Origin of the sequence: Sphingobium quisquiliarum P25, from assembly GCF_000445065.1 — a bacterium.
GTDB lineage: Bacteria > Pseudomonadota > Alphaproteobacteria > Sphingomonadales > Sphingomonadaceae > Sphingobium > Sphingobium quisquiliarum.
The window spans coordinates 1-24,378 of record NZ_ATHO01000017.1; the positions used below are offsets into that span (position 1 = coordinate 1).

The following is a 24,378-nucleotide window of genomic DNA, read 5'->3' on the forward strand; positions in this document are numbered from 1 at the left end:
GCCTGCGGCTCCCGCAGCGCCGGTGCCGATGGTGCAACCGCTGCCGCCCCCGGCCGCCTTGCCGGAGGAGAATGCGGCGGCCAATGCGGCCGGGGAAGAGGCTCTGTCCGAAGAAGAGATTGCGGCGCAGAAGGCCAGATATGACCTGCCGGAGGGCGCGCATCGATCGCTCGACCGGATCGGGGTATTGACGCCCGGCCGGCTGGGTTTTGCGCCCGACGATTTCGGCAATCAGCCGGGACAGTTTCTGGCGGCGCTGATGAAGGAGACGCGCGCGCCGGTCACGTCGCGCTGGGCGTCAATCCTGCTGCGGCGGGCGCTGTTGTCGGAGACGGATACGCCGCGCGGCATCAATGGCGCCGACTGGGTGGCGGAGCGCGCCTGGCTGCTGCTGCGCATGGGGGAGGCGGACAGCGCCCGGCTGCTGGTGCAAAGCGTCGATTCGGATCGCTTCACCCCCCGCCTCTATGCCGTGGCGATGCAGACCTATCTGGCGACCGCCGACCCGGCTGGGCTGTGCCCGCTGTCCGCAGGCGCGCTTCGCACCAGCAAGGAGCCGGGATGGGACATGACGCGCGCGATCTGCCCGGCGCTGTCGGGGGATCAGGGATCGGCGAGCGGCGCGCTCAATCAGGCGCAGCGGCGCGGCGTGGTGCGCGGCATCGATTACCGGCTGGCGGAAAAGGTGGTGGGGACAGGGTTCAACGCCCGCCGATCGGTGAAGATCGAGTGGGATGGGGTCGACCGGCTGACCGCCTGGCGCTTCGGCCTTGCGACCGCGCTCAATGTCGAGATTCCCGATGCGCTCTACGCCACGGCGGGACAGCATGTGCGGGCGTGGGAGGCGCGGGCCCCGGCCTTGAGCGCCGCGCGCCGTCTGCCGGGGGCCGAAGTGGCGGCACGGCTGGGCGTCTTTTCGAACAAGGCGCTGGTCGGCTTCTACAGCCAACTGGGCGCTGATGGCGACGCGGACGGGGAGGTTGCCGACCGGATCGAGGCGCTGCGCACCGCCTATACCGCGGGAAGCGTTGGCGACCGTGTTCGGGCGATGCGCACCCTGTGGCGGGACAATGGCCGGCCTGATTATGTCGGCCTGATCGCGACGGCCAGAGCGGCGGCGGCGCTGCCGGTGACGCAGGTGGATGCGCGCGACGCGGCCAATCTGGTCGCCGCCATGCTGACCGCCGGATATGACCGCAGCACGCTGCGCTGGACGTCGGTGGCGCGGCAGGCGGATGGCGATGGCGCGGGCATCCTGTGGGCATTGCTGGCCGCCGGAGCGCCCACGGTCGCCGTCGACATCAGCGACAGCCGCCTGTCCAGCTTCATCGATGAGGAAGGGGAAGCCAAGGGCAGGATGCTGATCGCCGCGCTGGCGGGCTTGTCGCGCATGGACGCGCAAAAGGCGGCGGCGCTGGCGCAGGACAATGGATTTCAGCTTGCCCCCGCCAGCCGCTGGGCCCGCGCGATCGGCCAGGCCGCCGCGCGGGGCGAGAAGGGCAGCGTCGCCCTGCTGGCCGCCGTCGGCATGCAGACGGCGGAATGGAGCCGGTTGCCCCCCGGCCATCTCTACCACATCATTGCCGCCCTGCATCGCGTCGGCCTGGACCCCGAAGCGCGGATGATCGCGGCGGAGGCGATCACGCGAGCCTGACGCTTATGAGTGACGACGCGGCGCTGATCGATCGCTTTCTGGAGATGATGGCCGCCGAAAGGGGTGCGTCGCGCAACACGCTGCTCGCCTATCGCACCGACCTGATGTCCGCGGCGGAGATCATGGGGGGCTTGTCCAGAGCGGGCATGGACAGCATCGGCGCGCTGGCGGGCGCATGGGCGACGCTGGCGGCTTCGACTGTCGCGCGCAAGGCTTCGGCGCTGCGGGCCTTCTACGCTTTTCTGGAGGAAGAGGGGCTGCGCGCCGATAATCCGGCGGCCGCGCTGCCGCGCCCTGCGACGCGCAGGCCGCTGCCCAAGATATTGTCGGCGGCGGAAGTGGACCTGCTTTTCGGCGTTATCGAGGCGAAGCTGGCCGCCGAGCATCCCGCGCCGCTCGACCTGCGGCTTTCGGCCCTGATCGAACTGCTCTACGGGTCCGGCCTGCGCGCGACCGAGCTGGTGTCCTTGCCCCGCCGCGCGCTTGCCGTGGACAAGCCGTTCCTGATCCTGAAGGGGAAGGGCGCGCGCGAAAGGCTGGTGCCGATTTCCGACCGGGCGCGGGCCGCCGTTGCGGCATGGTTGCCCCATGTACCGGTGGACAGTCCCTGGCTTTTCCCGTCCGGCAAGAGCCATGTGAGCCGCATCCGCCTCTATCAGATGGTGAAAGCCCTGGCCGCCGCCGCGGGTATCGCGCCCGAACGGGTGAGCCCGCATGTGCTGCGCCACGCCTTTGCCACGCATCTGCTGGAAGGCGGGGCGGACCTGCGCGCGCTCCAGTCTATGCTGGGGCATGCGGACATCGGAACGACCCAGATCTACACGCATGTGGACAGCCGCAGGCTGGTGGAATTGGTCAACAGCCGCCATCCGCTCGCGGCGATGAGCCATCGCCTCGTTGACGGCGGGACATCTGCGCCCTAACGCCGTCGCCCATGGTTAGCTTTCTGGAATTTGAAAAGCCCATCGCCGAACTGGAGGCGCGCGTCATCGAATTGCGCGCCACGGCCAGCGCCGGGGATATCGACATTGGCGGCGAGATCGAGAAGCTGGAGCAGCGCGCCGCCAAGATGCTGGTCGACACCTATGCCAAGCTGACGCCATGGCAGAAGACGCAGGTGGCGCGCCACCCTGATCGCCCCCACTTCAAGGATTATGTGGCGGGCATGTTCGACAATTATATGCCGCTGGCGGGTGACCGGGCCTTTGCCGACGATCAGGCGATATTGGGCGGCTTCGCCACGCTGGGCGAGCGGCGGGTGATGGTCATCGGCCATGAAAAGGGCGACGATACCGCCAGCCGCGTGCGGCACAATTTCGGCATGGCCAAGCCGGAGGGTTATCGCAAGGCGATCCGCCTGATGCAGCTTGCCGGCCGGTTCGGATTGCCGGTGGTGACGCTGGTGGACACATCCGGGGCTTTTCCGGGCGTGCAGGCGGAGGAGCGCGGGCAGGCGGAAGCGATCGCGCGATCGACCGAGCAGTGCCTGGCGCTGGGCGTGCCGATGGTCGCCGCCGTGGTGGGCGAAGGCGGATCGGGCGGCGCGGTGGCGCTGGCGGCCGCGAACCGCGTGCTGATGTTCGAACATGCCATCTATTCGGTGATCTCGCCCGAAGGCTGCGCCTCCATCCTCTGGCGGACGGCCGACCGCGCGAGCGATGCGGCGACCGCCATGCAGGTGACGGCGCAGCATCTGAAATCGCTGGGCGTCATCGATCGCATCGTGCCTGAACCGGCGGGTGGTGCGCATCGCCAGCCAGTGCAGGCGATCGCGCAGCTTGGCGCGGCGATCGGCGAGGAACTGGACGCGCTTTCGGGCATGAGCGCATCGGACCTGCGCACCGACCGGGCGGACAAGTTCCTGGCGATCGGGGCCTGATCTTCCGCTCTGGAACATGACGTCCGCAGGCTCGTTACGTCGCAGTAACAGCTATGTGGGAGGAAGCGTGAAACGCGCGAAGATATGGGCATGTGTGACGGCTAGCACGGCGGCGGCTCTGGTCGCGCCTTCGGTCGTCGGGCAGCAAAGGGCCATCCGAACCGTCTCGTCCATCAGCCCGCAGGACAAGGCTGCGGGCGCGAAGCAGCATCCGCAGTTGCTGAATGAGTTTGGCGGAGCCTATGCGGCACCGCAGGCCAAATATGTGGAGACGGTGGGGCGGCGGGTCGCCGTGCAGTCCGGCCTGTCGGACGCGCAGAGCGACTTTACGGTCACGCTGCTCAATTCGCCGGTCAATAACGCCTTCGCCATTCCGGGCGGCTATGTCTATGTCACGCGCCAGTTGATGGCGCTGATGAATGACGAGGCGGAGCTTGCGGGCGTGCTGGGGCATGAGGTCGGCCATGTCGCGGCTCAGCATGGCCAAAGGCGCCAGCAGACAGCACAGCGCAATGCCATCGGCGGCACCTTGCTACAGGTGCTGACCGGCGCGCTCTTGGGCGATTCGGCCTTGGCCGGGCTGGTCCAGAGGGGAATCGGAACGGGTAGCCAGCTGCTGACGCTTAAATTTTCACGGTCGCAGGAATATGAGGCGGACGATCTTGGCATCCGCTACCTTGCGTCGGGCGGCTATGATCCCAGAGCGCTGTCCACCATGCTGGCATCGCTTGCCGCGCAGAGCAGCCTGGATGCGCGCCTGACCGGCAATGCGCGCTCGGTGCCCGAATGGGCGAGCACGCACCCCGATCCCGGCTCACGCGTCGACCGTGCCGCGCGCAACGCCGTCCGGGCGGGGACGTCTACGGCGCGGAACAGGGATGCTTTTCTCTCCGCGCTGGACGGCGTGTTATATGGCGATGATCCGAAACAGGGCGTGATCGACGGCACCCGCTTCCGTCATCCCGACCTTCGCCTGAGTTTCGTCGCGCCATCGGGCTTTGGCATGGAAAATTCCACCGATGCGGTGTCGATCACGGGATCGGGCGGACAGGCGCAGTTCGGCGCTGCTCCCTATTCGGGGAATCTGGACGCCTATGTGGAGTCCGTTTTCGCCAAATTGGGCGGCAGTGGAAGCGTGCCGGAGGGCGAGGTGCGCCGCACGACCGTCAACGGACTGCCCGCTGCCTGGCGCACCGTGCGGGCGCGGACGCAGTCGAGCCAGGTGGACGCAACCGTCTTTGCTTATGATTTCGGGGGTGGCAAGGCCTATCACTTCCTGCTGCTGACCCCGGCAGGGCAGGGGATCGGGCCATTCACGCCGATGGTCCAGTCAGTCCAGCGCTTGTCCGCGCAGGACGCCGCCGCCATCAAGCCGCGCCGCGTCAGTGTGGTCACGGTCAAGGCTGGCGATACGGTGCAATCGCTTAGCCGCAGGATGGCCTATCCTGATTATCAGCTGGAGCGCTTCCTGACGATCAATGCGCTGACGGCGCAGAGTGTGCTGAAGGCTGGGCAGAAGGTGAAGATTGTCGTTTGATATAGAATACGAAAGAAGGCGGAAGATTGCTCTCCCGCCTTCATCAATGTGTATGTTGAGCAGCTTACTTGGTGCTGTTCTTGACGCCGTTCGCAAGAGCCCCTGAAGTGGTGTTGAAAGTCGTCTTCAGGTTGTTACCCAGGCTCGTCATAGCGCCGATAGCGGCAACTGCGATAAGGGCAGCGATCAGGCCATATTCAATGGCGGTTGCACCTTCTTCATTCTTCAGCATACGGATGAACTGCATGGAAATTCTCCTTCACTAAATACTCGTTCAATACCCCGGCCGCCCCGCTATGAGTTAGGTCAGCTATGAACCATTTAATCGGCGGAAGTTGATAAACACTTAAGGATGAGCCTTATATCGATGAGCGATGGTTAATGGCCGCTAACCTTTGTCGCGACATAGTTCCACATGCTGATCGTCTGATCGGTCACACCCTGTAGAGCCGCGATCATGCTGAGAAAGATGAGCGCCACGATTAGTCCATATTCGACCGTGGTCGCCCCATATTCGCTTTGGATGAGCGCTCGCATAGAGATGGTTTTGATAAGCTCGTGCATGCCACCCCCATTTGTTGCAGACAGTTCCGGCTGAGCTTGTAAAAGGCTCAGAGTTAACAAACACCTGTCGCTGGACTGATATGACGACAATCCTGCCTTTGCTGGTCGTGGCCGTAGCGCTGGTTGATGCGGATGGGCGCGTGCTGTTGCAGCAGCGTCCGCCGGGAAAGGCAATGGCGGGGCTTTGGGAATTTCCGGGAGGTAAGGTCGAAAGCGGGGAAACGCCTGAGGCGGCGTTGATCCGGGAACTGGAGGAGGAGTTGGGAATTCGCACGCATGCCAGCTGCCTTGCCCCCGCATCCTTCGCCAGCGAAGCATTGGGGGACAGGCACCTGTTGCTGCTGCTCTATGTCTGCCGCAAGTGGCAGGGCCTGCCCGAAGCGCGTCATGCGACCGCGCTGCAATGGGTCAGGCCGAACCAGATGTATGCGCTCGATATGCCGCCAGCGGACCTGCCGCTGATCGGGTTGCTGGATGCGCTGATCTAAAGAGTGAAAGGCAGGGCAAATCGCTGCCGGAGGCGGTGCCCTGCCAGAATATTATTCTTCCGCTGCCTTGCTTTGCAACTGGATGTAATTCTGGATGCCCATGCGTTCGATCATTTCGAACTGGGTTTCCAGCGTATCGACATGCTCTTCCTCGCTTTCGAGGATGTACTGGAACAAGTCGCGGCTGACGAAGTCGCGGACCGTTTCGCAATAGGCGATCGCATCCTTCAACACCGGGAGCGCTTCATATTCCAGTTCGAGGTCGGCCTTCAGTATCTCCTCAACCGTCTCGCCGATCTTCAAGCGGCCGAGCAGCTGGAAATTGGGGAGGCCGTCGAGAAACAGGATGCGCTCCGCCACCTTGTCGGCGTGCTTCATCTCGTCGATCGATTCCTCATATTCGAACTTGGCGAGCTTTTCGATGCCCCAATGGTTGAGCATGCGATAGTGGAGGAAATATTGATTGATCGCGGTCAGCTCATTTTTGAGGACTTCGTTGAGATAGTCGATGACCTTGGGATCGCCCTTCATGGCGGTTTGCTCCGGCTGTTTGTACAGGCGGCGGATTATAAGGTCATGGCGCGCGATTGTTAATGGAAAAGCTCAGAAAATCCGCTGATTTTACAGACGGATATTGCGAGATATTCGCACTTTATATCAGTCAATTGATGCGGATGATTATCAGTCGTCAGACAGAGGCGCGCTCGGTCGCGATGATGGTGCGGGCGAAAGGGACGCACTGCCCGCATTTCGGGCGGCGGCCAAGGCGGGCATAAGCGCTGCACGGCGTATCCGCGCCGCCACGCACGGCTTCCTTCAGATCCTTTTCCCGAATGGCATTGCAGACACAGACAACCATCGACTTCTCCTGATTCGGAGATAGCGCACATGATAATTGCTCGCAATAGTGGATCATCTGCTTTTGCGAATCTTTTGCGGCTTTCCATGAGCGAGGCTGCGCCAGAGCCATTCGGCCGGTCCCATCGCGAATCGGGAAAGCCACAGCTTCGACCATAGCAGGATGACGGCCCAGACGCAGAACACGACCAGCGGCAATTGCGCGGGGCGCAATTGGGCGAACAGGCCCAGCCCCCATCCGTAGAAAAGCGCGCACATGGCAAGGCTGGTGCCGAGATAATTGCTGAGCGCCAGGCGCCCGGCCGCGGCGATGCGCTGCACCAGCGCGCTGTCCCGATGACGGACGATCAGCCACAATATCAACGCGGCCCAGCCGACCGACAGGGGAATGCGGAAGGGGAAGGACCAGGCAAGCGCCGCCCCGAAGGCCGGCAGCACCGGGAAACCGCCGGTGATCAGCCACGCGGCCAGGCCGGCCATGGGGGGCAGCCCGATCAGGAAGCAATGAACGGCGGTGCGGCGATATTGTCCGGCATCCCACCGGCCGGTCAGGAAGCCGCCCTTCAGCATGGCCATGCCCAGCAGCATGAAGCCCAGCGTATCCAGCCCGGTGAACAGCAGGCTGTTCGGCCATTCATTGGCGAAGAGGTGGAGATGATGGCGCAGGATCGTGCCGAAGCCGCTGCGGTAGGTCAGTATTTCCGACTGGATCGCGGAATGGTCGGGATCAGTGAAGGAGGCGGCGAAGGCGGCGAAGCCGTCCCGCGCCGCCGATGCGGCCCCCGGTTCAATCGCTGACCCGGCCCATCCGTAGAGGCCGAGGACGAAGAGGGTGCAGACAAGAAAATGCGCCAAGAAGAAGAGGAAAGCCCATTTGACCAGCGAAAGCGGCTCCTTCCCGATGAAGGGCAGGGCGGCGATCCCGACGAGCGCGTAGATCGTCAATATGTCGCCCCACCAGAGCAGCAGATAATGGGCAAGGCCGATCAGGAACAGCCACGCGGCACGGATCATCTGCGCCCTGCGGCCGTTGCGGCCCGCCAGTTCCTCCCGGTCGACGAGCAGCAGCATCGACGCCCCGAACAGCATGGAGAAAAGCGCGCGCATCTTGCCGTCGAAAAAGAGGAAGCTGACCAGCCAGAACAGCGTGTCTCCAGCGGACAATGGGCCTGTCACGCGCGGGTTGAAATAGGCCGCCTGGGGAAAAGCGAAGGCGGTGATGTTCATCCACAAAATGCCCATGACGGCACAGCCGCGCAGCACGTCCATGGCGGGAATGCGGAAGGATGGGGCGCTCATGCGGCGAGAATTCCTTGGAAAGACACTGGCAAATGGGACTTGCCTCTGCCATGCGACTAGCCATGAACAGCGGCCGCAAGCAACGGATAAGCGACGCATTCGGCGCTGCGGCCGACCATTATGACGATCATGCCGGGCCGCAGCGCGCCGCCGCCGCGCTGGTCGCCGATCTGGCGCACAGGCAGATGCCCGGCCCGGTCGAGCGCATATTGGAGATTGGCTGCGGCACGGGCATTTTGACCCGCGATATCCAGCGCCGCTGGCCCGCCGCCGAACTGGTGGTGACGGACCTGTCGCCCGAAATGCTGGCGAAGGCGGCAAAGGGGGGGCTGGTCGCAGGCAGGTTCCTCCCCATGGATGGGGAAGCGCCAGTGTTCGAGGGGGAATGGTTCGACCTGATCCTGTCGAACCTAGCCTTCCAATGGTTCGACCGGCTGGAGGACGCCATCGCCCGGCTGACGAAGCTGCTGCGGCCGGGTGGGAGCCTGATCTTTTCGACCATGGGGGCAGAGAGCTTCGCCCGCTGGCGCGCCGCGCATGAGGCTTGCGGGCTGACGCCCGGCGTGCCGGATTATCCGCGCCTGGATGACCTTCGCGCGATGCTGGGAGCTTATGAGGACGCCTTCGCCTTTGACGAGGATTATGTGTTGTCCTGCGGCGGGGCGCGGGGGCTGATCGCGCATCTGAAAGGGATTGGCGCGGTGGTTCCGTCCGATGGCAGGAAGCCGCTGCCGCCAAGGGAATTGCGGCGCGTGATGGAGGCGTTCGACCGGAGCGGCGGGGATGACGCCTATCAGTTGCTGTTCGGGAGGGTGACGCGGGTTGCTTTGGCGGGCGGGTAGGGCTTCGCACGAATAGCGATATCAGGAGTGGCATGGCGGTGGTTAGCCAAGGCACCAAGCCAGATGATCGTGCGTTCTTCATCTTCTTCGTCGTTCCCGCGTAGGCGGGAACCTATCTCGTCTTATGGCACTCCAGTCGCCTGACGAGAGTTGGGTCCCCGCCTGCGCGGGGACGACGGGGGTTAAAGTTCGCTGTCCATGAGGGCGGGGAAGAAGCCTTCGTGGGCGGTGCGCAGATCGTCGAGCGATACTCCGGCGACCGTGTTGCCGCCGGTGGCGCCGATGCGGAGGGCGCCTGCAATCTCTACGCCTTGCGGCGCAGTAACGATGTAGCGGCCCTGATCCTCGCCGAAGGCGGCGGCGGTGGAGAGCGAAACGTCAAGCTGCGCGCCGATGCCGCCCGCCAGCGCCATTTCGGCGATCGCGACCAGCAGGCCGCCATCGGAAATGTCATGGACGGCATTGACCTTGCCCTGGGCGATCAGGGTGCGGACCAGTTCCGCATTGGCGCGCTCGGCGGCGAGGTCGACCTTGGGCGCTTCGCCAGCTTCGCGGCCTGCAATCTCGCGCAACCAGATGGACTGGCCCAGATGCGTTCCTTCGCCGCCGATCAGCCAGATGGCGTCGCCTTCCTGCTTGAAGGCCACCGTCGCCATGACGCCGACGTCCTGCAACAGGCCGATGCCGCCGATCGCGGGCGTGGGCAGGATCGCCGATCCGCCGCCGGTCGCCTTCGATTCATTATAGAGGCTGACATTGCCCGACACGATCGGGAAGTCGAGCGCGCGGCAGGCGTCGCCCATGCCGTCGAGGCAGCCGGTCAGCTGCGCCATGATCTCCGGCCGCTGCGGATTGGCGAAGTTCAGGCAGTTGGTGACCGCCAGCGGCGCCGCGCCGACCGCGCTGATGTTGCGATAGCATTCGGCGATCGCCTGCTTGCCGCCCTCATAGGGATCGGCATAGCAATAACGCGGCGTGCAGTCGGTGCTGATCGCGATGCCCTTTTGCGAGCCGTGAACGCGCACCACCGCCGCGTCGCCGCCGGGCCGCTGCACCGTGTCGGCGCCGACCATATGGTCATATTGCTCCCAGATCCAGCGGCGGCTGGCGATGTCGGGCGATCCCATCAGCTTCACGAGATCCGCGCCGATGTCAGCGCTTTCGGTCACGTCGCCCAGCGGCTGGACCTTCGCCCAGGCCTTATATTCGTCGCGTGGCATGGAGGGACGATCATAGAGCGGCGCGTCGTCGGCCAGCGGCGCGAGCGGAATGTCGCATACCGTCTCGCCCTGGTGGACGAGGACCATGCGCCCGGTGTCGGTCACTTCGCCGATGACGGCAAAGTCCAGTTCCCACTTGCGGAAGATCGCTTCGGCGAAGGCTTCCTTGCCCGGCTGGAGCACCATCAGCATGCGCTCCTGGCTTTCCGACAGCATCATCTCATAGGCCGTCATGCCGGTTTCGCGCTGCGGCACCTTGTCCATGTCCAGCCGGATGCCGACGCCGCCCTTGGACGCCATTTCGACCGAGGAGGAGGTGAGGCCGGCCGCGCCCATATCCTGGATCGCGACGATCGCGTCGGACGCCATCAGTTCAAGGCACGCTTCGATCAGCAGCTTTTCGGTAAAGGGATCGCCAACCTGGACGGTGGGGCGCTTTTCTTCCGAATCCTCGCCGAAGTCGGCGGAGGCCATGGTCGCGCCGTGGATGCCGTCGCGGCCGGTCTTCGACCCCACATAGACGATCGGATTGCCGACCCCCGATGCCGCCGAATAGAAGATCTTGTCGGTTTCGGCGACGCCCACGGTCATGGCGTTGACCAGGATGTTGCCGTCATAGGCGGGGTGGAAATTCACCTCTCCACCCACGGTCGGAACGCCCACGCAATTGCCGTAGCCGCCGATGCCGTGGACCACGCCGCTGATGAGATGCTTCATCTTGGGATGATCGGGACGGCCGAAGCGCAGCGCGTTCATGTTCGCCACCGGCCGCGCTCCCATGGTGAACACGTCGCGCAGGATGCCGCCCACGCCCGTCGCCGCGCCCTGATAGGGTTCGATATAGGAGGGGTGGTTGTGGCTCTCCATCTTGAAGATCGCCGCCTGCCCGTCGCCTATGTCGACGACGCCCGCATTCTCGCCGGGGCCGCAAATCACCTGCGGGCCTTCGGTCGGCAGCTTCTTCAAATGGATGCGGCTGGACTTGTAGGAGCAATGTTCGGACCACATGACGGAGAATATGCCCAGTTCCGTCAGGTTCGGCTCCCGGCCGAGGGCGTTCAGGACGCGGTCATATTCTTCCGGCGAAAGGCCATGTTCGGCGACGATTTCCGGGGTGATCTGAGTGGCTGCGGTCGACATGAGCGCGCCTTTAGCCGGGGCGCGGCGGATAGACAATCCTTGCGCGCCGCCGCCGGACAAAACATGCTGGCAAAGAGCAGTCGGTCTGGCCGGGAGAGTGCAGATGGAATGGATGCTGTTGCCGTTGCGCCGCTATGCCAAATTTTCCGGGCGGTCGCGGCCGAAGGAATATTGGATGTTCATCCTGTTCCTGATCCTGTGCTTCACGGCCATCGCGATCATAGAAGGGGCGCTGGGCATCAGCACGACCGAACATTGGGCGCAGAGCGGGCAGTGGGGGTTCGACACGGGCTATCGCACGCGGGGCGGGCCGCTGACCGCGCTGTTCGGCCTTGCGGTGCTGATCCCGTGGATCGCGGTGGCGGTGCGGCGGCTGCATGACAGCGACAGGAGCGGTTTCTGGCTGCTGATCCTGTTCTTTCCGATCATCGGCAGCCTGGTGCTGCTGGTCTTCTTCGTCATGAGCGGGACGCGCGGGCCGAACCGTTTCGGACCGGACCCGGTCGAGGCGGGCGAGCCGGAACTGGCGAAGGGCTGACATGAAAAAGGCCGGGCTCCGATGGGGAGGCCCGGCCTTGGGAAAAAAGGGGAGCTGAAACCCTCAGGCCTTGCAGCTGAGCGCGCTCTTGCCCGGAAGGGTGGCGGTGATCTGCTTGCCGGTGCCTTCGACCGAATAGCCTTCGGCGGTGAAGGGCTTGCCCGGTTCGGACGCCACCAGCTTGGTGGGGGAGCCGTCCTTTTCGGTGCGCAGGTTCACGGTCTTGTCGTCGCTCAGGAAATCGACGAACAACAGGCTGTTGTCCTTGCAGCGATATTGATGGCTGACCTTCACCGAAGGGGGCAGTTCGACCGGCGCGGCGTTGGCGAGTTGCTGGGCCATGGGATCGGCGGGGCCGCCCACGACTTCGGGTTCGTCATTCTGGTTGCAGGCGGACAGCAGGCTGACCGCGGCTGCGGTGATCAGGGGGAGATGATATTTCATAGCGATCCTTCTATGTGCATCTGCGACACGGAGCGTCAACGCAAAACTGCCAAAAAACCGCCAGCGCCGTGGCGTGGCGTCATGACGCCTTGATGACAGGGGGCGCTAAAAGGCGGACAGGGCCGCTGCGGGCTTGACCGGGCGCACGGGGCCGGTCAATGCAGGAGACATGGCCGAAGAGAGCATGACCCAGGGGGACGATACGTCTCAATTGTCGTTCGAGGATGCGCTGCGCGCGCTTGAGTCGATCGTTCGCCGGCTGGAAAGCGGCGACGTGCCGCTCGATGAGTCCATCTCGCTCTATGCGCGGGGGGAAGAGTTGCGCAAGCGCTGCCTGGAACGGTTGCAGGCGGCCGAGGCGCGCATCCAGAAGCTGACCATCGATCCCAGCGGGGCCGTGACGGGCGCCCAGCCGTTCGGCGCGGATTGAGCGCGCTGGCGATGGACGGAGCGACCTCCGGCAAGGCGCTGATCGCCAGCCGCTCCGCCGCCCTCGCCGCAGAGGTGGACCGGGCGTTCGACGCGCTGCTGACCGTTCCCGCCGATCCGCGATCCCGCCTGTATGAAGCGATGCGCCACGCGGCGATCGGCGGCGGCAAGAGGCTGCGCCCGCTGGTGGTGCAGGCGGCGAGCGACCTGTTCAACATCTCGCGGGAATCAGCGTTGCGGGTGGGCCTGGCCGTCGAGTGCATCCATGTCTATTCGCTGATCCACGACGATCTGCCCGCGATGGACGATGACGACCTGCGCCGGGGCAAGCCGACCATCCACAAGGCGTTTGACGAGGCGACAGCCATCCTGGCGGGCGATTGCCTGCATGACCTGGCGTTCCAGTTGCTGGCCGACGAGGAGACCCATCCCGATCCGTTCGTGCGCGTGGAACTGGTGAAGGCGCTCGCCATCGCCAGCGGCCCGGCGGGAATGGCGGGCGGCCAGATGATGGACCTGGAAGCGGAAAGGGCGAGCTTCGACCTGGCGACCGTCACCCGGCTGCAACAGCTCAAGACGGGCGCGCTCATCGCCTTCTGCGTCGATGCCGCCGCCATCATGGCGCGGATCCCGGCGGAGGGGCGCACCAGCCTGCACGGCTATGCCCGCGACATCGGCCTTGCCTTTCAGATCGCCGACGACCTGCTGGACGTGGAAGGCGATGCGGCCGCCGCGGGCAAGGCGCTGGGCAAGGACGAGGCGGCGGGCAAGGAAACCTTCGTTTCCCTGCTGGGCGTCGAACGGGCGCGGGAGCAGGCGCAGCTTCTGGTGCAGCAGGCGAAGGCGCATCTGCACGCGCATGGCGCGCGGGCGGACCTGCTGCGCGCGATCGCCGACTATATCGTGGAAAGGGACCGTTAGGATGAGCAGGCAGAGGGTAGGCGTATATCCCGGCACCTTCGATCCGATCACGCTTGGCCACATGGACATCATCCGGCGCGGGGCGAAGCTGGTCGACAAGCTGGTCATCGGCGTCACCACCAACATTGCCAAGTCGCCGATGTTTTCCGACGAGGAACGGCTGGAGATGGTGCGGCGGGAATGCGCGGGCATCGATACGGAGATCGTCGTCACCGGATTCAATTCGCTGCTGATGGACTTTGCCGAATCGCAGGGGGCCAGCGTCATCATCCGGGGCCTGCGCGCCGTCGCTGACTTCGAATATGAATATCAGATGGCGGGCATGAACCAGCAGATCAATTCGCGGGTCGAGACGGTCTTCCTGATGGCCGATGTTTCGTTGCAGCCGATCGCGTCGCGGCTGGTCAAGGAAATCGCGCTTTATGGCGGCCCGATCCACAAGTTCGTCAGCCCGCGCGTAGGCGAAGAGGTTGTTGCGCGGGTCGGCGTGATCGGCCGCAAGGGGACCAGCTAAAGGCGGCGCTCAGCCTTCGTTCAGTTGCCAATCGCGAAGAGCGCGTTATCAGGGCGTCTTCGCCTCATCAGGCACTTGTCAGGGAATGCTTATCCATGCGGTTTACGTCTGCGCTCAAGACGGTGGCGATCGGTTTCGCTCTCTACGCTTCCAGCGGCGCCGCGCTGGCGCAGGGGGGCGGACAGGGCAATGCGGAGGCCACGAAGAAAGCCGAAGCCGCCGCGCGGGCCGAGCAGAACGCCAAGGTCATGGGGCAGGACCCGGCGCTCAAGCTGCCCCCCGCGACCGTGCCCGCAGACCCTGAGAATATCTGGGACCTGGACCTATCGAGCGGCGGACGCGTGCGCATCCAGCTGCGCCCGGACATCGCGCCGAACCATGTCGAGCGGATCAAGCAGCTGACCCGGCAGGGCTTCTACAATGGCCTGAAATTCCACCGCGTCATCCCCGGTTTCATGGCGCAGGGGGGCGATCCCAAGGGCGACGGCACGGGCGGGTCGGCGCTGCCCGATCTGGCGGCCGAATTCAACCCGATGCCGCACCTGCGCGGCACCGTGTCGATGGCGCGCGCGCAGGATGAAAACAGCGCCAACAGCCAGTTTTTCATCGTGCTGCTGCCGCGCATGCAGCTCGACAAGAAATATACCGTCTTCGGCCGCGTGATCGAGGGCATGCAATATGTCGACGCGATCACGCCGGGCGAGCCGCCCGCCAATCCCACCGTCATCCTGCAAGCGTCGATCGAAAGCGACGGCAAGCCGCCGGTGACCGCGCTGCCGGCGCCCCCTGCGCCTTCGATCATTGCCCCGGCTCCAGCGCCCAGGAAGGCGGCTGCGGGCAAGAAGAAATAAGGCAGCGGCAGACCCGGCGGTGCTCCTGCGAAGGCAGGAGCACGGTGCGCAACTGCCAGAGCGTTTCACCATGCGCGTAGATCTGTTCGACTTCGACCTGCCGCCGGAGAGCATCGCGCTGAGGCCAGCCTCTCCACGCGATTCCGCGCGTCTGCTGCGGGTCGCTGGTGACGCGCCATTCGAGGACAGGATCGTCCGCGACCTGCCTTCCATGCTGCGTCCCGGCGACGTGCTGGTCTTCAATGACACCAAGGTGATCCCCGCCCAGCTTGAGGGGATGCGGGGAGAGGCCAGGGTCGGCGCGACGCTGCACAAGCGGCTGGGGCTGCGTCAGTGGCAAGCCTTTCTGCGCAATGCCAAGCGGGTGCGGGACGGGGACAGGATCGATTTCGGCGCGGGCGTCACCGCCATCGCCGGGCCGCGCGACGAGGATGGCGGCGTGACGCTGCGCTTTGAGGGCGAGGAGCCGGTCGAACTGCTGCTGGAGCGGGCGGGGCGCATGCCGCTGCCCCCCTATATCGCCAGCAAGCGGCCCACCGATGCGCGCGATCGCAGCGATTACCAGACCATGTTCGCCCGCGAGGACGGCGCTGTGGCCGCGCCCACGGCGGCGCTGCACTTCACGCCCGAATTGATGGCGGCGCTTGGTAAGGCCGGGGTGCAGGCGGAGACGCTGACTCTGCATGTCGGCGCTGGCACATTCCTGCCGGTGAAGGCCGATGACACCGACGATCACCGCATGCATGCCGAATGGGGCAGGATCGAGCAGGATACCGCTGACCGGCTGAATGCGGCGCGGGCGCGCGGCGGGCGCTTGATCGCGGTCGGCACGACAAGCCTGCGCCTGCTGGAAAGCGCGGCGGACGAAGAAGGCCGCATCCACCCCTTCGCCGATGAAACGCGCATCTTCATCACGCCGGGCTATCGTTTCCGCGCGGTCGACGGGCTGATGACCAATTTCCACCTGCCCAAATCGACATTGTTCATGCTGGTGAGCGCGCTGATGGGATGCGAGCGGATGCAGGCGGCCTATGCCCATGCGATCGCGCAGGGCTATCGCTTCTATTCCTACGGGGATTCCTCACTGCTGCTGCCGTGAGGCAGGGCGGCCTAGGACCGGCCCGCGAACAGGAACGCGACGGCCGCGATGATGCACAGGAAGGCGGCGAAATGGCGCCAGTGCAGCGGCTCGCCCAGCACGATCACCATGAAGCCGCCGAAGACGATCAGCGCGATCGCTTCCTGCGCGATCTTCAATTGTCCCGCGCTCCAGCCATGGGCGAAGCCGATGCGGTTGGCGGGCACGGCGAAACAATATTCGACGAAGGCGATCGCCCAGCTGATCAGGATGACGATCAGCAGCGGTTTGTGCATCCCGCCCTTCAAATGCCAATACCAGGCCACCGTCATGAAGATGTTGGAAATGACGAGCAGCAGGATGGTTGGCATGCGCGGCCTCGATAACAGGAAGAGGCCGCTTTCTCATGCGCGCGCGGGCCGCGCAAGCGAAGAGGCCCGGCCTTGCGGCCGGGCCTCCCTGACTGGCGTTGCCGCCGCGTCCGCTGTTCAGCGATAGCGGCTGGTCTGGCCCTGCGCATTGCTGCTGCCGGTAGAACCCTGCTGGTCCCAGCTGCTGCGGTTGTCGCGATCACCGAACATGGCGTTCTGTTCCCGTTCGGTGCGCCATGCGTGCTGGGCTTCGTCGGCCGTTTTTTCGATCGTCACCTTCTGCGCGTCCACGGAGCGAATCCAGGACGAGGGGATGGAGTGGTGCACGCCGCCCGCATCCTGATCCGTCTTGGTCAGGATGATGCGGTCGCCGCTCAGCTTGTCGACGGTGCCGACATGCTCGCCATCGCTGCCGACGACTTCCATATGTTCGCGCACCTGCTGGATCGCCTGGCGCTGTTCGCCGCGCCGCGTCCGCCAGCTGCCGAATTCCTGGTTGAAGCGGTCGCGATGTTCCCGCTGATATTCGGCATAGTCGCGGTCAAGCTCATCGATCCGCTGCTGCCGCCATGCATGATAGTTGGCGTCATGATGTTCGCCATAATCATGCGCCGGGCCATAGGAGCGGACGCGGTTGCCATGATCCTCGCTGCCAAAGCCGCTGCGTTCGCCGGTATAGGGCGCGTAGCCGCGATTGGGGAGATACTGGTTGCTGCGCGAGGCGGAGGCATAGCCGATGCGGCTGCTTTCATCGCGGGGATCGCCATAGGGGCGGTTGTAATATTCGTCATATTCGCGACGGCGCTCCGCCTCTTCATCGCCGAACCAGCTACGGATTTCATCGCCCGCCCGGTCGAAGAAGCCGCGTTCGTCGGGGTCATAGCCTTCCGGCCCGTGCCGGTAGTCCGATCCGCCAAACTGTCCGCGCGTTCCGTAACGGCTGCGGTCGTCACGCCAGTCGCGCTGGCCCCGATACCGGTCCGATCCGCGATCCCAGTCACCCCGGCTGCGATCATATTCGCCATAGCGGCGTCCGCCTTGATAGCCCATCATCTTTCTCCTTAACCTGGAATTCGCCTCCGTCGCCGAAGGAGCCATTGCAGCACTAATGTACGTTAGGGCGCATCGTTCCGCCTGTTACGCGGCGGTAACGTCCATGCTTTGGACCGTTTCATCGGATGGCGGCGGTGGGGCGCGAAGGGGGAAAGCTTCCTGCTTCTTCATCATAAAAAGACCGTTGCAAGCCTTGGGACGCTCGCTTATAGGCAGCGCTCCTTTGGGGCCGTAGCTCAGCTGGGAGAGCGCGTCGTTCGCAATGACGAGGTCAGGGGTTCGATCCCCCTCGGCTCCACCATTCCCCCTTTTCACCGGAAGGGGCGGAAGACTTTACCGCAGGCGCATTGCTGACCTAAGGCGGTTCTCATGTCTGAAAATATTGGTGATGGACGTCCTGCGGCGACGGTGGTGATCGTCCGCGACATGCCCGCTGCGCCACCGCACATCCTGATGATGGAGCGGGCGGCGAGCATGGTCTTTGCCTCCGGCGCGCTGGTCTTTCCCGGCGGCGCCATCGATCCCGCCGACCGGGCGCTGGCGGAAGCGCTGGGGCTGGACGGGGATGTGGACGACATCGCGGCCCGGATCGCGGCGATCCGCGAGACGCTGGAGGAAAGCGGGCTTGGCATCGGCTTCGACAATGTCCTGGGTGAAGCGCAACTGACGGACATGCGCGCGGCGCTGGCGGACGGGGCGAGCCTGGCGGAGGTCGTGCGGGCGCATAAGCTGCGGCTTGCGCTCGACCGGCTGGTGCCTTTCAGCCGCTGGCACCCGGCCGTCGCGGAGCATGTGACGCGGATCTTCGACACGCGCTTCTACCTTGCGCGCGCGCCTTCGGGTCAGGACGCGAGCGTGGATGCGACCGAAAATGTGCGGCTGTTCTGGAGCGCGGCGCAGGATACCATCCGCCGCTGCGATGCGGGGGACGGGCGGATCATCTTTCCGACGCGGCGCAACCTTGAGCGGCTGGCGCTGTTCGGCAGTTTCGAGGCGATGGCGGCGCATGCGGCCTCCATCCCGGTGGAAATGGTACGGCCCTGGATCGAGGAGCGGGCAGGGGAGCGCTATCTGTGCATCCCCGATCATCTGGGTTATCCGGTGACTTCGGAACCGTTGGGCCGTGTGCGGCGTGGTTAGGCCATGCGCCGCATTCATGTCATCGCTCGCCGGATCGTCGCCCTGGCCATCATCCTGTCGCTGCTGTTCGGCGGCTATGCCTATTTGAGGAAACGGCCGCAGGACCTTCCCTGGACGCAGATCGATCTGGCGCAGCCGGTGGGATTGTTCACCGGGCGGAAGCTTGCGGCGCTGGGCCAGTCGCCTGACCAGTGCCGCGCGCTGCTGGATCGGGCGGGGGTCGCCTATGTGGCGCTGCCGCCGGGCGGGAGCGGGCAGTGCCGCTATGACGATGCCGTCCGGTTGGAGGGGGGAGAGGACGCGATACGGCTCTCACCTGCTTCGGTGGGGCCGTCCTGCCCCGTGGCTGCGGCGCTGAAGCTATGGGAATGGCATGTGGTGCAGCCCGCCGCCCAGCGCCATTTCGGCCAGGCGGTCAGGAGCATGTCGCATTTCGGCTCCTTCAGTTGCCGCCGCATATATGGCCGGTCAGAAGGCGATTTCAGCGAGCATGCGACCGCCGACGCCATCGACATAGCGGGCTTCACGCTGGAGGATGGAAGGCGTGTCACGGTCGTGGGCGGCTGGAAGGGCGAGGGCAAGGATGCCGCTTTCCTGCGCGAGGTGCGGGACGGCGCGTGCCCGCTATTCTCGACGGTGTTGTCGCCCGACTATAATGCGGCGCATCGCGACCATTTTCACCTGGACCAGGCGGATCGCGGCGCGTTCGGCTGGCGGGCGTGCCGCTGACGGGAGAGGCCCTGTCCCACCGACAGACCGGCCCTGATACGGGGCAGGCGCTTGGGAAGTGGGTCTACTGGCCGAAGCCTGCTTCGCGGGCGATCTTCACGGACTCGCGCGCCGCCGCGAGCAGTGCGCCGCTTTTCGCCTCGCATTCCCGCTGCTCATATTCGGGCGTGGAGTCGGCGACGATGCCCGCCCCGGCCTGCACATGCATCACGCCATCCTTGAGCACGGCCGTGCGCAGGACGATGCAGCTGTCCATATTGCCGTCCGGTCCGAAATAGCCGACGCCGCCCGCATAGGCGCCCCTGGTTTCCGGCTCCAGTTCGGCGATGATCTCGCACGCCCGCACTTTCGGCGCGCCTGACACGGTCCCGGCGGGGAAGCCCGCAAACAGGGCGTCGAGCGCATCCTTGCCGGGCGCGAGGCGGCCGACCACGTTCGACACGATGTGCATCACATGGCTGTAGAATTCGACCGTATAGCTGTCCGTCACCGTCACCGTTCCGGCGGCGGCGACACGGCCGACATCGTTGCGGCCAAGGTCGAGCAGCATCAGATGTTCGGCCCGCTCCTTGGGATCGGTGAGCAGGCTTTCACGGTTCGCCGCGTCCTCGACGGCGGTCTTGCCACGGGGGCGAGTGCCCGCGATCGGCCGGATCGTCACCTCCCCATCGCGGGTGCGCACCAATATTTCGGGGCTCGACCCGATCAGGGCAAAGCCGGGCAGGTCGAGATAATAGAGAAAGGGCGACGGATTGATCCGCCGCAGCGCGCGGTACAGGGCGATGGGCGGCAGGGTGAAGGGACTGCTGAACCGCTGGGCCAGCACCACCTGAAAGATGTCGCCCGCGACGATATAATCCTTCGCCCGCTCCACCATCGCGGCATAGCGGCCGGGTTCGAGCGCTGGCGTCACCTCTATGTCCGCGATATCGGCAGGAGGGCTGACGGCGGGGAGCGGCGCTGCGAGGCGGGCGGCGGTGGCGTCGATCCGGTCCAGCGCCTCGCTTATGGCGGCACCGGCGTCGCGGAAGCTGCCCTTCCACACGGGGGCGACCAGAAAGAGCGCGTCGGCCAGCCGGTCGAAAACCAGAATGACGGTCGGCCGCACGAACAGCATGTCCGGCACGTCGAGCGGATTGGGGGCAGGGCGGGGCAGCTTTTCCACCAGCCCGACCGTCTCATAACCGAAATAGCCGACGAGGCAGGCAAGGGCGGGCGGGAGCGCCGCATCCAGATCGGCCCGGCATTCCGCCACCAGCGCGCGCAACGCATCGAGTGTGCCAGCAGGTTCGGCGGTGAAGGCGTTGCGGTTCGTCGCCCATTGGCGGTTGATTTCCGCCTGTTCGCCATTCGCGCGGAAGACAAGATCCGGGGCAAGGCCGATCAGGCTGTAGCGCCCGCGAACAGCGCCGCCTTCCACCGATTCCAGCAGGAAGTCGCCGCGATCGGGCTCGAACAGCTTGAGCGCGGCGGAAATCGGCGTGTCGGTGTCGGCGATCTGCCGCCGCCACACCAGCGCCGACTTGCCCGCCGCCAGCGCGGCGCGCGCGCTTTGAATGCCGTCGCTGCCCGGAACCTCCCCCGCCGCGCTCATATCATTGAGCGCCGCTGTTGGTGCTGCTGAGCGCGCGCTGGACCTGCGCGACGGCCGAAGGGTTACGTTCCACGCCCAGTTCCTTTTCGACGGCGTGGACGAACTGCTGCGCATATTCCTGGCCGACGACATCGCCAAGCTGGCTGCGCACCTGATTGAGCAGCGCGGGCTGCCCTCCCGCGTCGCCGCGCTTTATGCCGTTCAGCTGAACGACGAAATAGCCGCGATCCTGACCGATGGGCATCGTCTTCACGCTGTTCGCCGCCATGGAAAAGAGGATCATCACCTCTGCGGGCGGCCGCTGCTCGCCGCGCAATATGTCGGCGCGGCGGCCGCCCACGACCTGCGGCGCGGGCAACTGGACGCCAGCCGAGGCGACCGCGTCGGCCAGCTTCATGCCCTTGGCCACCTTCGCGCGGATCTGTTCGGCCAGCGCCTTGGCCTTCTCATTGCCCTTGGCGAGCTTGTACTGCATCGCCACCAGCGATTTCACCTTTTCCAGCGGCGGCGGAGCGGCGGCCTGGATCTGGGCGGGCGCGGCCAGCGCATAGCGCTTGTCCTGCGTGATCGGGATCAGTTGCGCATCGTCATCCTGGCTCATCTGGAAAACGGGCGCGAGCAGGGGCTGCACGTCGGCGGGGGCCTGATAGGCCTGATCCTCCACCTGCTTGCCGGTCGCCAGCAGGAAGGGCGTGGTTTCCAGCTTCAGGCCGTTATCCTTCACCACTTCCTCGAAGCTGCCGCCATCGGCGATCTGATCCTCGATCTTGCCGGTGAATTCGGTCAGCAGCCGCTTTTCCTTCTGCTCACGCAGGGTCGAGGCGATCTCATCCTTCACGGTGGCAAGCGGGCGGGCGGGGATGGTCTTGACCGACGTCACGCGCAGCAGCAGCCAGCCGAGCGGCCCGCGCACCGGACCAACCAGCTCGCCCTCCCTGGCGCGGAAGCCTGCATCGGCAATGGCGGCGGAAGATGCAGACGCCAGCGCCTGGCGGCTCTGGTCGTTCAGCGTGGACACGGCAAGCCCCGCGCCCTGCGCGGCGGCAGACAGCGGCTTGCCGCCCCTGACCTCAGCGGCGATCGCCTTCGCCCCGGCTTCGGTCGGCAGGATCAGCTGTTCGAAGCTGCGGCTTTCCTTCGCGGCGTAGGCAGCCTTGTTCTGGTTGTAATAGGCGCCGATTTCCTGATCGCTGGGCTGGGCCGCCTGGGCGAAGCGCTGCCCGTCGATCACGGCGTAGCGGATACGGCGCTGTTCGGGGATGGTGTAGCGCGCGGCGTTCGAACGGTAATATTCGGCCAGCTGCGCGTCGGTCGGATCCTTGATGCCGGTGAACGCCATGGACGGAATGGCGGCGATCGTGCCCTGCCGCGCTTCCAGCAGCAGGGAGGCGTAGGGCAGGATCAGGCTGTCGGACAGCTTCACGCCAAGGCCGAGCGGCGCAAGCATCTGCCGTTCCAGAATCTCGCGGCTGATATCGTCGCGCAACGCCTGTTCGGTGATGCGTTCGCGCAGCAGCAACTGGCGGAAATTATCCTGGCTGAAATTGCCCGCCGCGTCCTGGAATGCGGGGATCTGCGCGATCTGCGCATCGACCAGCCGCTTGGAGATATGGACGCCCTGATCCTGCGCATATTCCTTCAGCGTCATGGCCGCGACGAGCTGATCGAAGATCTCGCGCGCCGCGCCTTGCCCCAGAAACTCGCTGATTTGCAGGCCCGGATTGGCGCGCCGGGCGTTTTCGAACACGCGCTGTACCCGTTCCTGAAACTCGGTCAGCGTCAGCCGCGACCCGCCAGCCTTGGCCACGGTCGTGCCGCCGCCGATCGACGGGCCGAACTTGCCGCTGCTGATGTCCCCCATGATGAAGGCGGCCGCGATGACGCCCAGGAACAGCAGCGCGAAAAGCGCGCCGAATTTGGATTGGATGAGGCGGCGGAACGTTGAAAGCATGACGGAAAGTCCAGACGCTAGGGCTTTGTGGCGGCCCGCTTTAAGGGCGGATCGCCGCTGCGGCAAGTGCGCCATGGCCGGGCAGGCTGGACAAATGACGAAGCGCCGTCCATCGCCATCGGCGTGCAGCAATAATCATGAAGAGGTATCGGATCGATGGGCAGGCGAAAGCTGGTTGTCGGCAATTGGAAGATGAACGGCATGCGGAGCCACCTGGCGGAGGTCGAGGCGATCGGCCGCATCGCCGCCGAGCGGCCCGTGGTGGAAGTGGGGCTGTGCGTGCCCGCCACCCTGATCATGGCGGCGGCGGAGCGGAAGGGCGGCGCGTTTATCGGCGCGCAGGATTGCCATATGAACGCCAGCGGCGCGCATACCGGATGCCTTTCGGCCCAGATGCTGGCCGAAGCGGGGGCGGAATATATCATCGTGGGCCATAGCGAACGGCGCGAGGCGCAGGGCGAAAGCGACGCCGATGTCGCGGCCAAGGCGGCGGCGGCGCGGGCCGCCGGGCTCAAGGTGATATTGTGCGTCGGCGAAAGCCTGGACGTGCGAGACGCGGGCAATGCCGAAGCGGTCGTTTCGGCGCAACTGCTCGCTTCCCTGCCCGAAGGCGCTGCGGCCGATTGGCTGGCCATCGCCTATGAACCCATATGGGCGATCGGCACCGGGCGAATCCCGACGATGGAAGCGGTCGCATCGATGCACGCGGCGCTGCGCGCGGCGCTCGCCAGCCGCATCGGCGCGGACGAGGCGCAGAAGATGCGCATCCTTTATGGCGGGTCGATGAGCGGGGACAATGCGGCCGACCTGATGGCGATTGCCGATGTCGATGGCGGCCTGGTCGGCGGCGCGAGCCTGACGGCGGAGAAGTTCGCGCCGGTGATCGCTGCGGCGGGCTGAACGATCGAACCATCCCCTCCCTCGCGCGGGAGGGGAGTTTAGCCCGGTTGCCCCCGCCGCCCTTCGCCGCTATGGGCTCCCCAACGCACCCACTGGGACAGATTCCTCGCATGTTCACTTTCATCCTCGTCGTGCAGGCCATTGTGGCGGCCCTGCTTGTCACCGTCATTCTGATGCAGAAGTCGGAAGGCGGCGGGCTGGGCGTGGGCGGCAGCCCGGCGGGGCTGATGTCGGCGCGGGGCGCGGCGGACTTTCTGACCCGTTCGACGACCGTGCTCGCCAGCATTTTCGTGCTGCTGTCGATCGTGCTCGCGGTGATCGCATCGGTGCAGCATGCGCCCAGCGACATCGACACGTCGCTGGTGAAGCAGGCGCCCGCGGCCC

General features: G+C 65.3%; 27 protein-coding genes and 1 tRNA gene. 17 read left to right on the forward strand and 11 right to left on the reverse strand.

The window, feature by feature from the left end; translation table 11 throughout:
- The 4 genes from L288_RS24720 to L288_RS24735 form a co-directional block, all read left to right on the forward strand.
- The coding region (locus L288_RS24720) for a hypothetical protein (protein ID WP_031303840.1) at window positions 1-1,654 on the forward strand (1,654 nt) is incomplete at its 5' end.
- Window positions 1,655-1,659: 5 nt separating this feature from the next.
- The gene (locus L288_RS24725) at window positions 1,660-2,577 is read left to right on the forward strand and encodes a tyrosine recombinase (protein WP_021236815.1); all 918 of its coding nucleotides are present in this window, start codon (window positions 1,660-1,662) and stop codon (window positions 2,575-2,577) included.
- 11 nt (window positions 2,578-2,588) lie between these two features.
- On the forward strand, window positions 2,589-3,533 hold the full coding sequence (locus L288_RS24730; RefSeq protein WP_021236816.1) for an acetyl-CoA carboxylase carboxyltransferase subunit alpha: 945 nt from the start codon (window positions 2,589-2,591) through the stop codon (window positions 3,531-3,533).
- 16 nt (window positions 3,534-3,549) lie between these two features.
- The gene (locus L288_RS24735) at window positions 3,550-5,070 is read left to right on the forward strand and encodes a M48 family metalloprotease (RefSeq protein ID WP_084465604.1); all 1,521 of its coding nucleotides are present in this window, start codon (window positions 3,550-3,552) and stop codon (window positions 5,068-5,070) included.
- A 64-nt stretch (window positions 5,071-5,134) separates the two neighbouring features.
- On the opposite strand, the gene L288_RS24740 is transcribed toward L288_RS24735, so the two are convergent.
- Together L288_RS24740 and L288_RS24745 are read right to left on the reverse strand one after the other, a co-directional pair.
- Complete coding sequence (locus L288_RS24740) at window positions 5,135-5,317, reverse strand: Flp family type IVb pilin (protein WP_021236818.1); 183 nt, start codon at window positions 5,315-5,317, stop codon at window positions 5,135-5,137.
- Window positions 5,318-5,448: 131 nt separating this feature from the next.
- The gene (locus tag L288_RS24745) at window positions 5,449-5,634 is read right to left on the reverse strand and encodes a Flp family type IVb pilin (RefSeq protein ID WP_021236819.1); all 186 of its coding nucleotides are present in this window, start codon (window positions 5,632-5,634) and stop codon (window positions 5,449-5,451) included.
- An 80-nt stretch (window positions 5,635-5,714) separates the two neighbouring features.
- Here L288_RS24745 and L288_RS24750 point away from each other — a divergent pair, with 80 nt between their 5' ends.
- Entirely contained in the window at window positions 5,715-6,122 is a 408-nt protein-coding gene (locus L288_RS24750) for a (deoxy)nucleoside triphosphate pyrophosphohydrolase (protein ID WP_021236820.1), read from the forward strand.
- A 51-nt stretch (window positions 6,123-6,173) separates the two neighbouring features.
- On the opposite strand, the gene bfr is transcribed toward L288_RS24750, so the two are convergent.
- From bfr to L288_RS24765, 3 genes are all read right to left on the reverse strand, one after another.
- Window positions 6,174-6,653 carry a bacterioferritin gene (gene bfr, locus L288_RS24755; protein WP_021236821.1) on the reverse strand — a complete coding sequence of 160 codons (480 nt, stop codon included), beginning with the start codon at window positions 6,651-6,653 and terminating at the stop codon, window positions 6,174-6,176.
- Window positions 6,654-6,810: 157 nt separating this feature from the next.
- Window positions 6,811-6,981 carry a (2Fe-2S)-binding protein gene (locus tag L288_RS24760; protein ID WP_021236822.1) on the reverse strand — a complete coding sequence of 57 codons (171 nt, stop codon included), beginning with the start codon at window positions 6,979-6,981 and terminating at the stop codon, window positions 6,811-6,813.
- 53 nt (window positions 6,982-7,034) lie between these two features.
- Window positions 7,035-8,279, reverse strand: coding sequence for a DUF418 domain-containing protein (locus L288_RS24765; RefSeq protein ID WP_021236823.1), 1,245 nt, complete (start codon window positions 8,277-8,279; stop codon window positions 7,035-7,037).
- Between the two features lie 62 nt (window positions 8,280-8,341).
- Between L288_RS24765 and L288_RS24770 the strand changes: the two genes are divergently transcribed.
- Window positions 8,342-9,121 carry a methyltransferase domain-containing protein gene (locus L288_RS24770; RefSeq protein ID WP_021236824.1) on the forward strand — a complete coding sequence of 260 codons (780 nt, stop codon included), beginning with the start codon at window positions 8,342-8,344 and terminating at the stop codon, window positions 9,119-9,121.
- A gap of 182 nt (window positions 9,122-9,303) precedes the next feature.
- Here L288_RS24770 and purL read toward each other — a convergent pair whose 3' ends face one another.
- Window positions 9,304-11,481 carry a phosphoribosylformylglycinamidine synthase subunit PurL gene (purL, locus tag L288_RS24775; RefSeq protein WP_021236825.1) on the reverse strand — a complete coding sequence of 726 codons (2,178 nt, stop codon included), beginning with the start codon at window positions 11,479-11,481 and terminating at the stop codon, window positions 9,304-9,306.
- A gap of 103 nt (window positions 11,482-11,584) precedes the next feature.
- On the opposite strand from purL, the gene L288_RS24780 reads away from it, so the two are divergent.
- On the forward strand, window positions 11,585-12,019 hold the full coding sequence (locus L288_RS24780; protein ID WP_021236826.1) for a DUF805 domain-containing protein: 435 nt from the start codon (window positions 11,585-11,587) through the stop codon (window positions 12,017-12,019).
- A gap of 63 nt (window positions 12,020-12,082) precedes the next feature.
- Here L288_RS24780 and L288_RS24785 read toward each other — a convergent pair whose 3' ends face one another.
- Window positions 12,083-12,463: a hypothetical protein gene (locus L288_RS24785; protein ID WP_021236827.1), complete on the reverse strand. Its 381-nt coding sequence runs from the start codon at window positions 12,461-12,463 to the stop codon at window positions 12,083-12,085.
- A 169-nt stretch (window positions 12,464-12,632) separates the two neighbouring features.
- Between L288_RS24785 and L288_RS24790 the strand changes: the two genes are divergently transcribed.
- From L288_RS24790 to queA, 5 genes are all read left to right on the forward strand, one after another.
- Complete coding sequence (locus L288_RS24790; RefSeq protein WP_021236828.1) at window positions 12,633-12,893, forward strand: exodeoxyribonuclease VII small subunit; 261 nt, start codon at window positions 12,633-12,635, stop codon at window positions 12,891-12,893.
- Between the two features lie 11 nt (window positions 12,894-12,904).
- Window positions 12,905-13,813: a polyprenyl synthetase family protein gene (locus L288_RS24795; protein ID WP_031303844.1), complete on the forward strand. Its 909-nt coding sequence runs from the start codon at window positions 12,905-12,907 to the stop codon at window positions 13,811-13,813.
- 1 nt (window position 13,814) lies between these two features.
- Window positions 13,815-14,327: a pantetheine-phosphate adenylyltransferase gene (coaD, locus tag L288_RS24800; RefSeq protein ID WP_021236830.1), complete on the forward strand. Its 513-nt coding sequence runs from the start codon at window positions 13,815-13,817 to the stop codon at window positions 14,325-14,327.
- A 95-nt stretch (window positions 14,328-14,422) separates the two neighbouring features.
- Window positions 14,423-15,178, forward strand: coding sequence for a peptidylprolyl isomerase (locus tag L288_RS24805; RefSeq protein WP_021236831.1), 756 nt, complete (start codon window positions 14,423-14,425; stop codon window positions 15,176-15,178).
- A 70-nt stretch (window positions 15,179-15,248) separates the two neighbouring features.
- Window positions 15,249-16,277: a tRNA preQ1(34) S-adenosylmethionine ribosyltransferase-isomerase QueA gene (gene queA / locus L288_RS24810; protein WP_021236832.1), complete on the forward strand. Its 1,029-nt coding sequence runs from the start codon at window positions 15,249-15,251 to the stop codon at window positions 16,275-16,277.
- Between the two features lie 11 nt (window positions 16,278-16,288).
- Here the strand turns inward: queA and L288_RS24815 are convergent, their stop codons facing one another.
- Together L288_RS24815 and L288_RS24820 are read right to left on the reverse strand one after the other, a co-directional pair.
- Window positions 16,289-16,627: a DMT family protein gene (locus L288_RS24815; protein ID WP_021236833.1), complete on the reverse strand. Its 339-nt coding sequence runs from the start codon at window positions 16,625-16,627 to the stop codon at window positions 16,289-16,291.
- 117 nt (window positions 16,628-16,744) lie between these two features.
- Window positions 16,745-17,677 carry a DUF2171 domain-containing protein gene (locus L288_RS24820; protein WP_021236834.1) on the reverse strand — a complete coding sequence of 311 codons (933 nt, stop codon included), beginning with the start codon at window positions 17,675-17,677 and terminating at the stop codon, window positions 16,745-16,747.
- Window positions 17,678-17,905: 228 nt separating this feature from the next.
- On the opposite strand from L288_RS24820, the gene L288_RS24825 reads away from it, so the two are divergent.
- The 3 genes from L288_RS24825 to L288_RS24835 all read left to right on the forward strand — a co-directional run bounded on the left by L288_RS24825 (window position 17,906) and on the right by L288_RS24835 (window position 19,549).
- A tRNA-Ala gene (locus L288_RS24825) sits at window positions 17,906-17,981 on the forward strand.
- Window positions 17,982-18,049: 68 nt separating this feature from the next.
- Window positions 18,050-18,820 carry an NUDIX hydrolase gene (locus L288_RS24830; protein WP_021236835.1) on the forward strand — a complete coding sequence of 257 codons (771 nt, stop codon included), beginning with the start codon at window positions 18,050-18,052 and terminating at the stop codon, window positions 18,818-18,820.
- Window positions 18,821-18,823: 3 nt separating this feature from the next.
- Complete coding sequence (locus L288_RS24835; RefSeq protein ID WP_021236836.1) at window positions 18,824-19,549, forward strand: extensin-like domain-containing protein; 726 nt, start codon at window positions 18,824-18,826, stop codon at window positions 19,547-19,549.
- A 64-nt stretch (window positions 19,550-19,613) separates the two neighbouring features.
- Here the strand turns inward: L288_RS24835 and trpE are convergent, their stop codons facing one another.
- Together trpE and L288_RS24845 are read right to left on the reverse strand one after the other, a co-directional pair.
- Window positions 19,614-21,143 carry an anthranilate synthase component I gene (trpE, locus tag L288_RS24840; RefSeq protein WP_021236837.1) on the reverse strand — a complete coding sequence of 510 codons (1,530 nt, stop codon included), beginning with the start codon at window positions 21,141-21,143 and terminating at the stop codon, window positions 19,614-19,616.
- A 1-nt stretch (window position 21,144) separates the two neighbouring features.
- Window positions 21,145-23,094 carry a peptidylprolyl isomerase gene (locus L288_RS24845; protein WP_021236838.1) on the reverse strand — a complete coding sequence of 650 codons (1,950 nt, stop codon included), beginning with the start codon at window positions 23,092-23,094 and terminating at the stop codon, window positions 21,145-21,147.
- A gap of 156 nt (window positions 23,095-23,250) precedes the next feature.
- On the opposite strand from L288_RS24845, the gene tpiA reads away from it, so the two are divergent.
- Together tpiA and secG are read left to right on the forward strand one after the other, a co-directional pair.
- The gene (gene tpiA / locus L288_RS24850; RefSeq protein WP_021236840.1) at window positions 23,251-23,994 is read left to right on the forward strand and encodes a triose-phosphate isomerase; all 744 of its coding nucleotides are present in this window, start codon (window positions 23,251-23,253) and stop codon (window positions 23,992-23,994) included.
- A 110-nt stretch (window positions 23,995-24,104) separates the two neighbouring features.
- Window positions 24,105-24,378 (forward strand): preprotein translocase subunit SecG (gene secG / locus L288_RS24855; protein ID WP_021236841.1); only part of this gene is annotated, 274 nt, incomplete at its 3' end.